Source organism: Pseudoalteromonas sp. Ps84H-4, from assembly GCF_024124645.1.
In the GTDB taxonomy this organism is placed as follows: Bacteria; Pseudomonadota; Gammaproteobacteria; order Enterobacterales; family Alteromonadaceae; genus Pseudoalteromonas; species Pseudoalteromonas lipolytica_C.
The window spans coordinates 87,112-102,967 of record NZ_JAMXSK010000010.1; the positions used below are offsets into that span (position 1 = coordinate 87,112).

Here is a 15,856-nt window from a genome sequence, read left to right on the forward strand (position 1 = left end):
CTTATTATCCTGTTGAGGTGGCTTAAACTTAAGCCACCATTTTTGCTGTTAATCGTTACGCAGTGCAGCCATAGGTTTTGCTTTAAGTAGTAAAACCAAAGGTCTAAAGCAAGCAAATAGCGCAATACATAAGGTAATACTCCACGCGAGTAATTGCAGTCTTACATCAAGTATCAGCCAAGACATTAGCTGGCCTTGTAACATGTAAAAACCCATCATTACCACAGCAAGTGCAACCGCAAAGCCAATGAGCACAGGGATAATAGCTTCAACACTCATCAGCTTGAATAAGCGCGCTTTTTTCGCACCTAATGCCATACGAATACCAAACTCATAACGGCGCAGACCCAGGTTGTAGCTCAGTACCCCAAAAATACCGATTGCTGCTAATAATAGAGTAAATAGCGCTAAGGTACTACATAGAACCACAGTCAGTCGGCTCATATACAGTAAATTGTCGTACTCTTGTTGCAGGTCATTAAACTGCCACATGGTTAAGTCGCTGTTCTTTTCTTTCAGCGTATTAAGTATTTGTTTATTAGTCAGCTTAACGCCATCAGTAGCTTTAATAGTAAACATGTAGCTATATGGTGTTGCTGGCCACCAAATGTGACGACCATACGACTCATCGTAGTATTTAGGGTGATTAAAATCTTCGGTTACACCCACCACTTCATACATCTTTTCTTCTAAGCCTTGGTAGCTCTTGCCGATGATATTTCGATAGTCTTGGCCTGGTAATAAATTCTCAGCCACGCTGACTGATACCAGTATCTCGTTGGTTTCACCACGTATTGCTTGCTCGCTAAAGGTGCGGCCGGCGAGAATTTTGGTGTTAACTAACGCAAAGTAATCAGGCCCTACCCACTGACTAGGGAAGAAAATTGAGCTTTTACCGTTTACATCTGTCAAGGTGTTAGCGTTTTGTCTTTGCGAAACAGGGCTGTGACCCAGGGCAACATCATCAATGCCTTGGCTATCAAGCAAAACCTGCTTGTATTGCAGCATATGTTCGTAGCGCTCCGCCAATGACATCTGATTATTTGGCTGGAACAGGTTGGCAAAATACAGGTTTTCGGTATCACTGCCGAGTGGGCGGTTAATCGTGCCCATGGCTTTACTGACTACCATCACCGAAAAACTAACAAGCAGCGCGGCAACAAACATTTGTGAGCCAATTAAAATACGCACTGTACGGCCTGATACCTGCGAAACACCGCCTTTACCACTATTCTGCATTTGCGTATTTAGGGTTTTGTAATTAACCAAACGCGCTGTAATTACAGAGAAAATATAAGCAAGAGCAATACACAGTATGATGGCAACAATGACCAACGTGCTATCAACCGCCAAGCTGTTAACCAGTGGTAATCGTCCTTCTGCCAATACTTTAAATAAACGTATGCCCCATACCGATAAAAACAGTGCAATGCTTACCGATAAGGTCATTAAAATTAGTGACTGTAAAAAGATACTTTTAAATAACGTGCTGCGTTTAGCACCTAACACCGCCTGCAAGGCGAGGGTTTTATGTTGAGCAAGAGCGCGCGAGAAGAATAATGTGCTTACATTCAGTACTGCAATAATCAGTAGCCCTACCGCACCGGCTAACATCATCAAGCTTAAGTCATCGTTATTACCCAGCTCAACGTCACGATAAGGAGTTACTTCAGGTTTTACATCGGTGATACCACCATTGTTTAGCCACTCTGACTTAATCGTATCAATTTGTTGTTTTAAATCGACTTTAACTTGTTCTATGGTGACCCCAGGCTTTAAAACGGCAATCAGTTTTAGGTTTTTAAAAGTGTTTGTCCATGGGCTTTGCCAATCATCATTGTGAAAGAAACGGCGGTCCGCACTTGATGGAAACCACACTTCAACATCACTTGCTTTAAACATGTAAGGTGGGCTGAATGAGTCATCAACAACACCGACGATACGGTGCACGTAATCGGTTTCACCCGCCATGACTGAAAGTGTTTTACCAATAATGTTCGGGTCGCTGTTGTAATGTTTACGCCAGAAGTTAGCAGAGATAACAACCCGATCATCAGGAGTTTCTAGCGTTTCTCCAAGATCAAAACCCTGTCCCATTAAAAATGGCGTGTTTAATAAGTCAAAATAGTTGCCGCCAACATACAGCACAGGCTCTTTTGGCTCGCCATCGAGGTTTGCAAAAATTTGCTCACCCGCATTGATCATCATACTTTGTTCAAAGCTTTGATTATGCTTAAGCCAATGCACCATCGACTGATAGCTTTGAAAGCCGGTGGCATCGTAGTCATCATAAGTAAGTGATTGCTCAACCACCACCATGCGGCTTTCATCGTACACATCAAGGGGCTTTAAAAAGTAGCTGTTAACAAGGCTAAGCACTACAAACAAGGTGGCAAGTGTTAAAGCAAGCGTTGCGATAACCGCAGTGACAAAGCCCGGTGCATTCATTAATGATGCCCACGCTAAGCTCAGTTGGGCGCGTGTTTTGGTTAATTTCATTACATCACCTCGGCGCTTTCGAATACTTGCTCTGTGGTGTCGCTGCTAGGTGCTTGGCGAGCTTCTGAGTAGGAAACAATTTCACCATCTAGCAATTTAAGTTGCGTTTTAGCACGTCCGGCATAACGTAAGTCATGGGTTACCATACAAATGGTGGTGCCTTTTTTATTCAGCTCATCAAGCAAGTCCATGACAGCATCACCATTTTTTGAATCTAAGTTACCGGTTGGCTCATCCACTAATAAAATACTTGGCTTGCCAGCCAGTGCGCGGGCAATAGCAATACGCTGTTGCTGACCACCGGATAATTGATTGGGTTTATGCTGGGCACGGTGGCCCATTTCCACTTCATCAAGGGCTTGTTTTACCGCAATCTCTATTTCGCTAGGGCTCATGGCTGGCTCTCGGTAAGTGAGTGGCAGTGCCACGTTGTCAAAAACCGATAATTCATCAATTAGGTTAAACGACTGAAATATAAAACCAATGTGAAGGTTTCTAAGTTCAGCTTGCTGATCCATATCGAGGGTTTTTGTGTCGACTTCTTTAATGAAATAGTCGCCAGCAGTTGGGCTATCAAGTAGGCCTAATAATGACAGCAGTGTCGATTTACCACAGCCAGATGGGCCGCTAATGCAGATATAGTCACCTTGGTTAATATTCAGGCTGATGTCTTTTAATGCATAGGTTTCAACATTTTGGCCGCGATAAACTTTGGCGATTTTGTTTAATGAGATAAGCGTGTTGGTTTTCATAAACTGTCCTGTTCGATTTTTATTGTTGCCAAATGCTGCCATTTAGAAAGGTCTGAAATGATCAGCTGTTCGCCCACGGTGGCACCGCTCAAAAGTTGAATTTGATTGTCACTGAGTGTACCAAATTCGATATTGGTTGGCGTTGCTAACTGGGTATTTGGATTAAGTTTAAACAGCGTGGCTTCGCTGTGTGCTTGTGCTTTTTGTGGCACGTTAATGGTTAATGCATCGGGAATAATGTTGCTAACCACATAGCCTTCAATGCTTAAATCGGGGCGGGCATTGGCAGGCAGAGTGCCTTGTAAATCAAGTTCGATAATAACTCGACCATCCGTAACAATAGGGTCAATTCGGGTGACTTTGGCATCAACTTCACCGTGGCTAGCTTGGCTAAAGGTGTTTACTTTCGCTGCCATATTAAGTGCCACTTTTTCGGCATCAGCTTGCTTCACGCTTAGCTCTGCTTTGAGTGCTTTATTTGAGCCAACCACCGCAAGGCGGGTGCCCGGCACGAGGTTTTGGCCGAGTTCAACATTCAACTCTTGCAGCATGCCATCGATACCTGCCGTTATTTGCAGCTGATCAAAAGCCTGTTGCTCAACCTGATAATTAAGCTCAAATTGGCTTAATAGTTCTTGCTGTATTTTGCTGCGTTGTAAGTGCATTTCTTTAAGCTGTGCAAGACGTTGCTGCTCAATACTTACGCGCTCTGTAAGCTGTGCTACGTTTAGCATGCTTCGTTTGTAATCGAGGCTTGAAACAATTCCTTGTTCGATCAGTTTGCTTTCGGCATCGACTCTAAGCTCTGCGCTTTGTAGCTCACTTTTTAATATGGCGAGATTTGCTTGGCGCTCAAGTAGCTCACTTTGCTGATTAATTTTTTGCTCATTCACACTGGCTTTTTGGCGAGCAAGTTCTAGCCGAGCAACCGATAAACGCTGCGCTTGCTGTGGGTTGACTAGGCTTAAAATTACCGTGTCTTTGTTAACAATAGTGCCGGGATAAACGTGGATAGCTTCGACCATTGCAGTGTCGGTATTGGTCAAATAACGTTGATACTTTGGCTTTAAACGGCCAAAGCCACGTATTTTTACCACAAAATCGGCTTGTTTCACGGTCGCTATTTGCAATTGGCTTGCAGCAACAGCGGTAGGGGTCGCCCATTGATACACCATTAAAGCGCCAAGAGCTGACACGCCAATAGCTGCACCAAAAAGCCATTTTTTAGCTTTTGATTGCTGAGGTTTGCGTTTTAGTGTGCTGTCTAAATCCATTGGCTATATTTCATTGTATTGTAGGTTTAGCAACACAAAAGCGAGGAACGTGCCAAGGTTTAATTTATTGATTTTAAATGTTTTGTTGTTTTTAGGTGAGATGGGTTTTCCCACTTTTGGGATTAATAAAATCAAAAGTGGGACAGATATAAAGTGCAGTCTACTGTATTAACTTTGCAAGCTTAGCCAGCTGCTTTTTAGCATGTGTGTTATCAGGTTTAAGCTTTAACACATGGTTATAATTGGCGGTTGCTTGCTTGAGATCACCGAGGTACCAGTATGCCTCTGCTAAGCTATCAAAGGTATTGTAACTATGTGGGTAAAGGTGCGTATTTAGTTTAAAAATCGCTAACGCTTCATTGAGTTTGTCTTGGTTAATAAGTGAATAACCCCATAAGTTAATATCGCTTTCAGTAAATTGGATCTGCTCGTCTTTAGCTAATTGATCCGCAGCTGTAATCGCATTTTCATAGCCTTGCACTTCAAGAACTTGCCATAAGCGTTTAATATTTTTCGCTAAACCAAAGCCATTTTCTTGTTTCATTTCAGGGATATAAAAGCCCGCAATTTCATCTACAAATTGCGATGGCATTGCGCCAATCAAGTTGGTTAAGATCACTATCGACATATTATCTTCAGGGTAAACAAAGATACCTGCTCTGTTACCACCTATGGCAGCTAATGCCGGATGTTCTTCTCGTCCCATTACAGGCCAACCAAGACTGTAGCCATTTAAGCGCTGATTAAAGCCTTGAGTATGACCATTTTTTAGTCGAGTCGGGGTCCACATTTGTTGAATACTTTGTGCATTAATAAATTGATTTGTTTGTAATGCCACTAGCCAATTTGCTAGCTCAGTTGCTGTTGAGGCCATACCTGCGGCGGTTTGTAGCATTGGTGAGAAAATGGCTTCTCTTGAATTTATTAGTTCATTACCTTGCGTTTCGTATCGTCTAGCCGAGTGTTTTACAACATTGTTGAGATTGCCAAAGCCCGCTTGAAGTGTTCTGTTCATCTCAGTTTTTTGTAACTGGTTTTTTGCTATAAATTGCTGAAATGGCATCCCAGATAACTTATTAATTAACTTACCAATAATGACGTAGTTTGTTTGGTTATATTTAAAACGGGTGCCGGTTTCGAACTCTAATGGTTTAGTTTGTACTTGTTGCCATGCGTCATCGGGTCCTTGATCTGAGATTAGATTGGCAATTTCATCTTTTATTATGTCAGGTAAGCCTGATGTATGGCTCATTAATTCTCTTGTTGTTATAGCGTGCCACTGAGTTGGCAGCTCGGGTAGGTAAGTGCCAATAGGCGCATTAAGGTCTAACTTCTTTTGCTCAACAAGTTGCATCAGTGCGACACCAACGAAGGCTTTAGTTGCGGAATTAATCACAAATAAAGTGTCGGCATCAACGGCAATATTATCTTCAATATTTGCAACTCCGTAGCTGGCAACTTTAATTACTTTATTATCTCGAACGACAGCCAGTTGTAGCCCGGGAATATTTCTTTTTTGCATTAACTCAACCAGCCATTGGTCAAGCTCATCTGCATGTGCAGAAAAGGCACTTAAAATAAGCGATAGAAGAGTAATCGTTGGAAGGATTAATTTTTTGCCAAGTTTTTTGCAAGCTGTGTACACGATGTTGTCCTTAGTGTTCATTTGTATCTATTATTTTTACTTAGATAGTTTTTGATGTGAGCACTAAAGCGAGGAGTATGTCAATCTTTAAAGTGTTGAAGTTAATGGCTTTTATTGTTTTTCTTGGTTTTAAAATTCCCATTTATGGGAATTTCAAATTAAAACTGGGAGTGAATGCTTAAATTAGCTTTCTTCGATTTTGCCAACCTGCGAAAGTTGATTAAACAAAATGCCTGCCTGGGTGCGGTTATAGACATTGAGTTTACGTAAAATCGCTGACACATGTTGTTTGATTGTGGTTTCTTGAATCGACATTTCGAAGGCGATTTGTTTATTCAATAAGCCGTCGGCAATCATTGCAAGTACGCGGTATTGCTGCGGAGTTAGTTTTTCGAGGTTACGAGCAAATTCGCTTTGTTCGTCGTTGATCACCACATCGGTTAAATCTACTTCAGGTGGTAACCAAGTGTCGCCATTGAGTACATGGCTAATTGCTTCACTGATGACATCTAAAGAAGATGACTTCGGAATATAGCCTGCAGCGCCAAGGCTCATGGCTTGTTTGATTATGGCTGGTGTCTCATTGGCAGAGACCATAATCACTAAGATATCTGGGTAGTGGTTACGCAGTTGTGAAAGGGCTTGTAGGCCATTTGCACCTGGGATGGTGAGGTCTAAAAATATCAGTTCAATCTCAGGGTGAGCGCTTAACAGTGTAAACAAACCATCAATGTCACTGGTTTCTTTAATATGTTCTTCTGGCACTGATGTCGCGGCAGCTTGACGCAGCGCACTTCTAAATAACGGGTGATCATCGGCGATTATGGTGTTCACAGCTAAAGACATTCCCTCGATTCTCCAATGCGTTATGTTATAAGTGATTTTGCCTTTTGAAACAAGGTTTGCCTGAGGGGAAGTTTCAGACAAACCTTTTCTCACACAAGGATTTAGATTCTATTTTAGAAACGGTAACCAACAGTGAAGGCTACAGTGCGAGGGTCTCCGTAGTAACCAATTAGCGTATTATCACCACCTAAACCTGGGGTGTATTTGCTGGTATCTGTTGGGTCTGTTGGATCAGGTGCCACGAACTGGTAACCACCAATCATGTACTCTTCGTCCGTTAAGTTTTTACCGTAAAGACCTGCAGTCCAGTGACCATCTGTGCTGTACCAAGTAATACCCATATTGAAGATACCGTAAGCATCTTGTGTTAGTAGACTATCTTCTTCGAATAGCGCGTAGTCACCACGGTAGTAGTAGTTACCATTGACAACAAAGTCACCCATTTCTGTGTACATGCGGTACGTTGCACCCAGATTAAAGGTTAAATCAGGTGTGTTTGATACAGTAAAGCGATCTGATTTATCAAATTGCTCACCAGTCACTGGGTCGTAATCAATCACGTTATCAAAGCTACTATCGATGTAACCCACTGACGCATCAAAGCTGAGTGATTCTGATGCAACATAGTTTAGTTCAAGCTCGATACCATCTGATGTTGACTCACCAATGTTACCTAAGCGTTGGTTTAGATCTGCTGCGCTGTCGCCCGGTAATACTGAAATGTATTGACGGTCTTTATGGTCAAGGGTGAATAAAGTGACGTTTGCACGTAAGTTATTGTTCCACTCACTCTTCATACCGATTTCGAATGAATCAACGATTTCTGGTTTTGCTGCTGGCTCTGCAGTGGTTGCACGTGGGTTGAAAGTACCTGACTTAAAGCCTTGCGCATAACTTGCAAAGAACATGATGTCGTTTGAATACTGATATTCAACACCTGCACGTGGTGTGAAGCGTGACCATTCTTCTTCATCATCGAGTACCGTTGGTACAAGCTGACCTTCTGGGCGAGTGTAACCTGGCACCCAACCTGACTCAGGGTAAACAATGTCAAAGATTAGGCCGTTGTTAACCTGTGCTTCTTTTTTGTCTTTGGTGTAACGCGCGCCAAGTGTCATTGACCATTTATCGGTTAAATCAATTGAGCTTTGGATATATGCAGCTTTACTGTTTGAGTTACTACAGCCGCTTACTTCACGAGTTAGGCCTGGTGCACCTAGGCTTTGACCTAAGATACCTAGAATAGCCTCAAATTGACCGCAAGATTCACCATCATAGTAGTAAAGACCCGAAACCAGTTTGTAGTTATCGCCTTGATGATTTAGCTGTAATTCGTGAGTTGTTTGCTCATCATCGTAAATAGCAGGTACATCGAAAATTTGCAGTGACGTGTTATCAAAGTCGATATTGGTTGGTGAGTAGCTCTCACGGCTTGAACCGACATATTTAATGCTAGTGCTGTCAGTCATATCCCAACGAGCAGTTAGGCTGTAACCTTCAAGTTCAACTTTGTTCCATGTTGGTAAGCTAGTGTATGAGTCATACACGCTGTCTGGAACTGGCGCATCGGTAAGAATACTTGGTAGTAAACGGTAACCACCTTTTGCGTTTGATTTGTCTTCTGTTTTATCCCACGCTAAGCGGAAGAAAAGGTCGTCAGTCGGAGTGTATTCGAGTGTAACGCGAGCTGCGGTTACGTCTTTGTTGTAGTTTTCGCGGTCTTGGTTATCAAGAGCCGATGTTAAAAACTCACCAAAGCCATCACGGTTAAGTGTTGCAAAACCAAAGCCAACGTAAAGTTTTTCGTCAACAATCGGTAATTGGCCAGTGATTTTTAAATCTTTTTGGTTATAGCTACCTACAGTGCCTTGAATATTTAAGGTTGCATCACCGCTCATTTCTTTGGTGACGTATTTAATGGCACCACCGATGGTATTTTTACCGTAAAGCGTCCCTTGTGGGCCACGTAATACTTCGATTTGTTGCACATCAAGCAGATCAAGCACGGCACCTTGTGGGCGAGCAAGATAAACATCATCAATATAGATACCGACACCCGGCTCATAGCCCCAAAGTGGATCTTGCTGACCTACACCACGAATAAACGCAGTAATTGTAGAGTTAGTACCACGGCTTGCTTGCAAGGTGGTATTTGGCGAGAACTGCTGAACTTCGGTCATGACGACGATGCCATTTTCAGCCAGCTCTTCAGCACCAATTGAAGTGACTGCGACTGGCACTTCTTGCAGGTTTTCAACAGTTTTACGTGCTGTTACCTGAATACGTTCAAGTTCACCTTTTTTTGCTGCAGGTTCGGCTTGTTCTGCCGCTTGAGCACTGACACCTGCCAAAGCAAGTGATACAGCCAGAGTAAGTGGCGCGACTTTTGGGTTAAGCTTTATCATGTTGTATTCCTTGTTATTGTTGTCATTAGTCTTATGGCCACTCACATTGATGTTGCCGAAGACTGAATAAGATTTGCCCGTGTCACCTGTCAGTTAATGTAGAAGATAGTTGCAGAAATTGAATTAGTACCATAGTGCTATACCCGCCACAGCCCTTTATTTATCAAGCAATTAAGCTATTTTTAAAGCAGATAGTACCTTAGTGTTATGTATTTTTTGAACGCTTAGGGTAAGACTGAAAGCATTATTCCGATGTCACCTCATCTGTGTAATAACAATAATTATAGGAATGTCTATGCTGAGCATGATAGGACTGTTAGGCGGTTTAATACTGCTGATCATTTTAACGCTGCGTGGGGTAAATTTATTTATCGCTGCGCCAATCTGTGCACTATTAGTTGCACTTAGTAGTGGCATGGCCATTTTCCCTGTATCGGCAGATACAAACTTTATTAACGCCTATATGGATGGTTTTGCAGGCTTCTTAAGTGCGTGGTTCTTTATGTTCTTATTGGGGTCGTTATTCGGTAAGTTCATGGAAGACACCGGTGCTGCTGACAGTGTTGCAAGCTACATTGTGGGTAAACTAGGTATGAAGCACGCCGTTCTTGCGGTTGTGATTGCCTGTGCCGTTTTAACCTACGGTGGCGTGAGCGTCTTTATCGTTGCGTTTTCTGTTTATCCAATGGCATTAAGTCTGTTTAAAGATGCAAACTTACCGCGCCGCTTTATTCCAGCAACGCTGGCATTTGGTTCGGTAACCTTTACCATGACTTCGGCAGGCTCGCCAGAAATTCAAAACTGGATCCCGGTTAAGCACCTTGGCACGTCGCCTTATGCGGCATGGGAAGTGAGCTTAGTGGTGGCTATTTTCATGGCGACAGCAGGTTATTTTTGGTTAAACAAGATGATCAAAAAAGCCGTTGCTAACGGCGAAACCTTTGAAGCACGTGATGATGATCCTGTGGTTATTGAGCGTCGTCGTCCGCATCCAATCACAGGTGTGATCCCACTGATTGTGGTATTAGTTCTGTCATTTGCATTGCACGATATTTTACAGCAGACGGCGCTGATTGTTGCCTTGCTTGGTGGTGTGTTGAGTATTGTGATTATTAACTTCAAGCATTTTCACGATATGGGTAACGCTATTAATGTTGGTACGACCGGCGCTTTAGTGGCAATCGGTAATACCGCTGCCGTGGTTGGTTTTGGTGCTGTGGCGAAAGTGTCGCCAGCATTTACTGCCGCTGTCGATGTGATGACCCATATGCCGGGTAATGAACTACTTGGTGCTGCAGTCGCGGTTAGTGTGATTGCCGGCTTAACAGGCTCTGCTTCTGGCGGGCAAGCCATTGCATTACCGCTTGTCGCACCGGGTTATTTAGACATGGGTGTAAACCCTGAACAACTGCATCGTGTAGTGGCAATTAGTTCTGGAGCCCTCGATACCTTGCCGCATAATGGTTATGTGGTCACAACAATACGCGCTATCTGTAAAGAAACACATCAACGAGCGTATTGGTCAATGGCAGCGCTGACTGCGGTTATTCCGCTTATCGGTGTCGCATTGGCACTTGGACTCTTTATTATCTTTTAAGGAACAGCAATGAAAACCAAATTAATAATTTTGCTATGGCTAGTTGTATTTAGTAGCACTGCGTTTGGCGCTGCCAACAAAGCCGACACCATGCTGGTGGAAAAACAGCATTTTACGACAAAAGATTTTACCACTGTGTCTGGTGTGACTTTAGAGCAAGTGGACATTGGCTGGGAAAGTTACGGAAAACTAAACGCCAATAAAGATAACGTGATTTTAATTACCCATTACTTCTCTGGTACTTCTCATGCCGCAGGTAAATATAAAGCGGATGATGCCTTACCGGGTTATTGGGATGCGATTATCGGCCCAGGTAAAGCTATCGATACCAATAAATATTATGTGATTAGCTCAGATACCTTAGTGAATGCCAACTGGCATGATCCGAATGTCATCACCACAGGCCCTGCCTCAATCAATCCAAAAACAGGTAAACCATATGGTTTAGATTTCCCAGTGGTTACGATTACTGACTTTGTGAATGTGCAAAAGCGGTTACTCGACAGCCTAGGTATCACTAAGTTACATGCTGTGATGGGTGCATCAATGGGTTCGTTCCAAGCATTTGAGTGGGCAACACGTTACCCAGATAAAGTAGAGCGTTTAATTCATGTGATTGGTGCTGCAACCATGGATGCATGGACAGTCGCTGCACTTGAGAAATGGGCGTTACCAATTCGTTTAGATAAAAACTGGCAGCAAGGTAATTACTACGGTAAAGAGCGCCCATTAGATGGCTTAGCGGCAACCATGCTTAATATTACGCAAGATGCGATGCATCCAATTATTTATAACGCGAGCTTCCCTGACTTTAATGTATTGGATGAAGGTGCGTTAAAAGACATTCGCACCTTGCCTAAATTAAACCAAGTACTCGCTCAGCGCGCAATGGCACGAGCTAAAACGCAAGATGCAAACCATGTACTTTATTTGGTCCGGGCATCACAACTATTTACCGCTGGCATGCAAAGTGATTTAACAACAGCACTTAAAAATGTCTCTGCCAAAACATTATTACTACCCGCAACGAACGACTTACTGCTTCGCCCTGAAAACATGCGTACTGTTTTTGACACCATGAAAGCGGCAGGTAAAGACGTTGAGATTTCAGAAATTGAAGGGGGCTGGGGACACCTTGATGGCATTTTCTCAATCGCCCCGAAAGCGCAGCTTATCAGTGAGTTTTTAGAGGAGTAGCCCGATGAGCAAAACAGTTTTAATTACCGGTGCAGCCAGTGGTATTGGTTTATATGTTGCACAGCAACTGGCGATGCAAGGTCACACTATTATTGTGACTGATTTAAATCAGCAAGCAGCACAACAAGCGGCAGCAGGCATTGTTGAACAAGGTGGCAGCGCCGAAGGGTATGCACTTAATGTGGCTGATAGTGATGCAATAGAGCAGTTTTTCACTGAGCTTAATCAGCCAATTGATGTGCTTATTAATAATGCGGGTATTCAGCACGTTGCGAAGCTTGAAGATTTTCCGGCTGATAAATGGCAGTTCTTACAGCAAGTTATGCTGGTTGGTCCGGCGATGATGACCAAGGCCGTACTCCCTCGCATGCGTGAGCAAGATTTTGGTCGCATCATTAATATTGGTTCAATCCATGCGATGGTGGCGTCTAAATATAAGTCGGCTTATATCGCTGCAAAACATGGCTTAATCGGCTTTGCTAAAACCATGGCACTCGAAACGGGCGATGCCAACATCACGATTAATACTGTGTGCCCAGCGTATGTAAAAACGCCGCTTGTGGAGCAACAAATTGCCTCGCAAGCTAAAGAACATGGCATTTCTGAGCAACAAGTGATCGACACGATTATGCTAGCACCGATGCCGAAAAAAGCATTTATCGGCTTAGATGAGATCCTGCATACCGTTAGCTTTTTAATGGCCGATGCAGCACGCAATATTACCGCCCAAGCAATCGCCATTGATGGCGGTTGGACTGCACAATAGGAGGAGCCAATGGCAGGTTTTGATAAAGTAGTTACAAGTTATAGCGAAGCGATGGCTGGCCTTGAAGATGGCATGACAGTGATAGCCGGTGGTTTTGGTTTATGCGGTATTCCTGAAGGCTTAATTGCGCAAATTAAACGGCAAGGCACCCGAGATTTAACCGTGGTATCGAATAACTGTGGTGTAGATGGTTTTGGTTTAGGTGTGCTACTTGAAGACAAGCAAATCAGCAAGATGGTTGCCTCTTACGTTGGTGAAAACGCGCTATTTGAGCAGCAACTATTAAATGGTGAACTGGAAGTTGAGCTCACACCGCAAGGCACCTTAGCTGAAAAAATGCGAGCTGGCGGCGCGGGCATTCCTGCATTTTATACCGCAACGGGTGTCGGTACACCGGTGGCTGACGGTAAAGAAACCCGCAATATTAATGGTCGTGACTATTTATTAGAGCCAAGTATTACTGGAGACTTTGCGATAGTTAAAGCGTGGAAAGCAGACCGCTACGGTAACTGCATTTATCGTCATACGGCGATGAACTTTAATCCGATGGCCGCAACCGCAGGTAAAATAACGGTTCTTGAAGTTGAAGAAATTGTTGAGCCAGGGGAGCTGGAGCCAAGCCAAATTCACACGCCGGGTATCTATATTGACCGGGTGATTAAGGGTGAATTTGAAAAGCGCATCGAGAAAGTTACCACTAAGCAAGAGAATCAATAAGGAGCACGCTGATGGCATTATCACGAGAACAAATCGCTAAACGCGTGGCGATGGAACTACAGGATGGTTACTACGTTAACTTAGGTATAGGTATTCCAACCTTGGTCGCTAATTATGTCCCTGATGGCATCGAAGTGATGCTGCAATCAGAAAATGGTTTACTCGGTATGGGGCCATACCCAAGTGCAGACCAAGTTGATGCTGATATGATCAACGCAGGTAAAGAAACGGTCACCGCTGCAACGGGAGCGGCTATTTTTAGCTCTGCTGAAAGCTTTGCCATGATCCGTGGTGGTCACGTTGATTTAACCGTGCTGGGGGCGTTTGAAGTTGACCAAAACGGCAACATTGCCAGTTGGATGATCCCGAAAAAGTTGGTTAAAGGAATGGGCGGTGCGATGGATTTAGTGGCTGGCGCTAAAAACATTATTTGTACTATGACCCATGCTAATAAGCATGGCGAATCAAAACTGCTGACTGAATGTAGTTTGCCGTTAACGGGTGTTGGTTGTATCAATAAAGTGATCACCGATTTGGCACTTTTAGAAATTAAAGACGGTGCATTTCATTTATTAGAGCGTGCCCCAGGTGTCTCGGTTGATGAGATTATTGCTAAGACACAGGGCAAGCTGATTGTCTCTGGTGACATTCCTGAGATGACGTTTAGCTAGTTTTGCGACTTTTAAGCAGCTAATTTGCCTAGATTTTATACTAAACCCCAATAATGTGCTTTTTGTTCATGAATTTTATGAGCAAAAAGCCATTTATCACCATCAATGCAACTTACCCCCTAAACATTTCGTTAATCTATCGTTAACACTATGCTCCAAACCAGATCGCCGATTGCAGTAGGCCGATCAACGACAACAAATAATTATAATCTGGTGTGGAGTAATTCATGAAAGCTAGTAACACACAGCTCGCTTTAGCCGTTGCAGCGGCGTTAGCAAGTACATCAGCATTCGCACAAAGCGACACTGAACAACTACAACAACAACTCGATGCACTTCAAAAAGAAGTGGATTCATTAAAAACATCTAGCGGCTTCAACTTAGAATTTGGTGGTCGCGTACAACTTGATTACAACTATTTTGATGGTGCTTACAATGCCAACAATGATGGCGCAGGAGGCAGCGACTTCTTCCCTCGCCGTATCCGTACTTTTGTTGAAAGTGAACATGGCAACTGGGATCACAAACTATTATTGGAATTTGCTGAAGGCACGGCTGAAATCGTGTTAGCGCGTGTACGCTATGCATTCGACAACGGCTTAAAAGTAAAAGCCGGTAAAATCCGTGAAGACATGTCACTCAATGCGCTAACCAGCTCTAAACACATAAATACCATTGAGCGCAGCACCCTTGCTAATACCTTCTCGCCTTTCTTCCGCTGGGGTATCTCGGCTTATCAATACTTCAAAGACTCAGGCTTACGTTACGCGGTGGGTGTTTACAAAAACGACGCGTTTGGTGCATCGGGCCATGACGAAGATGACAAACTAACATTGGCTGTAACAGGTCGCTTAACTTGGTCAAGTGCAGCGCCGGGTGATGTGATTCATTTAGGTGCTTGGCACTCTTATCGTGATATGGGCGGCAATGACTTAAGCGCTCGTTTTGCCCGTGGTGAAGTGCGTGAAACCAATGTTCGCTTAGTGGATTACGCAGTTGGTGGTGAAACGGCAGCACTAGATAGCATGTCGCAAAGCGGTCTTGAATTTGCCTACCAAGCGAATGCATTCACTTTAGAGGCTGAATATGCCAGCCGTTACCTCGATACGGTTGATAGTAGCAACGAACTTGATGGTGAACGTTTTGATGGCTTTCATGTATCGGCAAGTTACTTCTTAGGTGGTGAGCAGCGCCGTTACAAAGCAGGTTCAGCATTATTTGTGCAACCAAAAGGGATTAAAGATGCATGGGAGCTTGTTGCCCGTGTGTCGCAAATGAATGCCAGCAGCAAACAACAAGGTACCGACGTAACCACTTATACGTTAGGTACATCTTATTACCTAAGCAGCGATATTAAATTTATGGGCAACCTGATTTACAGCGATGTTGACGGTGCCGGTGCTTCTACGCTGGTTGGTGATGAAGATTCAGGTATGGGCATCAGTGCTCGTATGCAGTACTTATTTTAGGAGTCGTGCATTATGACT

Annotated in this window: 12 protein-coding genes; 6 read left to right on the forward strand and 6 right to left on the reverse strand. The window is 43.5% G+C overall.

Annotated elements, in window-relative coordinates; translation table 11 throughout:
- Positions 1–48 precede the first annotated feature (48 nt).
- The 6 genes from NH454_RS10725 to NH454_RS10750 form a co-directional block, all read right to left on the reverse strand.
- Entirely contained in the window at positions 49–2,499 is a 2,451-nt protein-coding gene (locus NH454_RS10725) for an ABC transporter permease (protein ID WP_253039046.1), read from the reverse strand.
- Positions 2,499–3,251, reverse strand: a complete 753-nt coding sequence (locus tag NH454_RS10730) for an ABC transporter ATP-binding protein (protein ID WP_135922992.1) — start codon at positions 3,249–3,251, stop codon at positions 2,499–2,501. Before NH454_RS10730 ends, NH454_RS10725 begins: the two co-directional genes overlap by 1 nt.
- Positions 3,248–4,525 carry an HlyD family efflux transporter periplasmic adaptor subunit gene (locus NH454_RS10735; RefSeq protein WP_253039047.1) on the reverse strand — a complete coding sequence of 426 codons (1,278 nt, stop codon included), beginning with the start codon at positions 4,523–4,525 and terminating at the stop codon, positions 3,248–3,250. The genes NH454_RS10730 and NH454_RS10735 overlap by 4 nt, the downstream gene beginning before the upstream one ends.
- A gap of 160 nt (positions 4,526–4,685) precedes the next feature.
- Complete coding sequence (locus NH454_RS10740) at positions 4,686–6,191, reverse strand: beta-lactamase family protein (RefSeq protein ID WP_253039048.1); 1,506 nt, start codon at positions 6,189–6,191, stop codon at positions 4,686–4,688.
- Positions 6,192–6,353: 162 nt separating this feature from the next.
- Complete coding sequence (locus NH454_RS10745) at positions 6,354–7,016, reverse strand: response regulator transcription factor (protein WP_054562939.1); 663 nt, start codon at positions 7,014–7,016, stop codon at positions 6,354–6,356.
- Positions 7,017–7,129: 113 nt separating this feature from the next.
- Positions 7,130–9,421: a TonB-dependent receptor gene (locus NH454_RS10750; RefSeq protein WP_253039049.1), complete on the reverse strand. Its 2,292-nt coding sequence runs from the start codon at positions 9,419–9,421 to the stop codon at positions 7,130–7,132.
- A gap of 295 nt (positions 9,422–9,716) precedes the next feature.
- On the opposite strand from NH454_RS10750, the gene NH454_RS10755 reads away from it, so the two are divergent.
- The 6 genes from NH454_RS10755 (at position 9,717) to NH454_RS10780 (ending at position 15,838) form a co-directional block, all read left to right on the forward strand.
- Positions 9,717–11,018 carry a GntP family permease gene (locus tag NH454_RS10755; RefSeq protein ID WP_253039050.1) on the forward strand — a complete coding sequence of 434 codons (1,302 nt, stop codon included), beginning with the start codon at positions 9,717–9,719 and terminating at the stop codon, positions 11,016–11,018.
- Positions 11,019–11,027: 9 nt separating this feature from the next.
- Positions 11,028–12,215 (forward strand): homoserine O-acetyltransferase, encoded by a 1,188-nt coding sequence (locus NH454_RS10760; protein ID WP_253039052.1) that lies wholly within the window; start codon positions 11,028–11,030, stop codon positions 12,213–12,215.
- 4 nt (positions 12,216–12,219) lie between these two features.
- Complete coding sequence (locus tag NH454_RS10765) at positions 12,220–12,981, forward strand: 3-hydroxybutyrate dehydrogenase (protein WP_054552326.1); 762 nt, start codon at positions 12,220–12,222, stop codon at positions 12,979–12,981.
- A gap of 9 nt (positions 12,982–12,990) precedes the next feature.
- Positions 12,991–13,698 (forward strand): CoA transferase subunit A, encoded by a 708-nt coding sequence (locus NH454_RS10770; protein ID WP_063527828.1) that lies wholly within the window; start codon positions 12,991–12,993, stop codon positions 13,696–13,698.
- An 11-nt stretch (positions 13,699–13,709) separates the two neighbouring features.
- On the forward strand, positions 13,710–14,369 hold the full coding sequence (locus NH454_RS10775) for a 3-oxoacid CoA-transferase subunit B (protein WP_130050233.1): 660 nt from the start codon (positions 13,710–13,712) through the stop codon (positions 14,367–14,369).
- A 227-nt stretch (positions 14,370–14,596) separates the two neighbouring features.
- A complete protein-coding gene (locus NH454_RS10780; protein WP_253039054.1) occupies positions 14,597–15,838 on the forward strand; it encodes a porin in 1,242 nt (413 codons plus the stop codon).
- Positions 15,839–15,856: the final 18 nt, after the last annotated feature.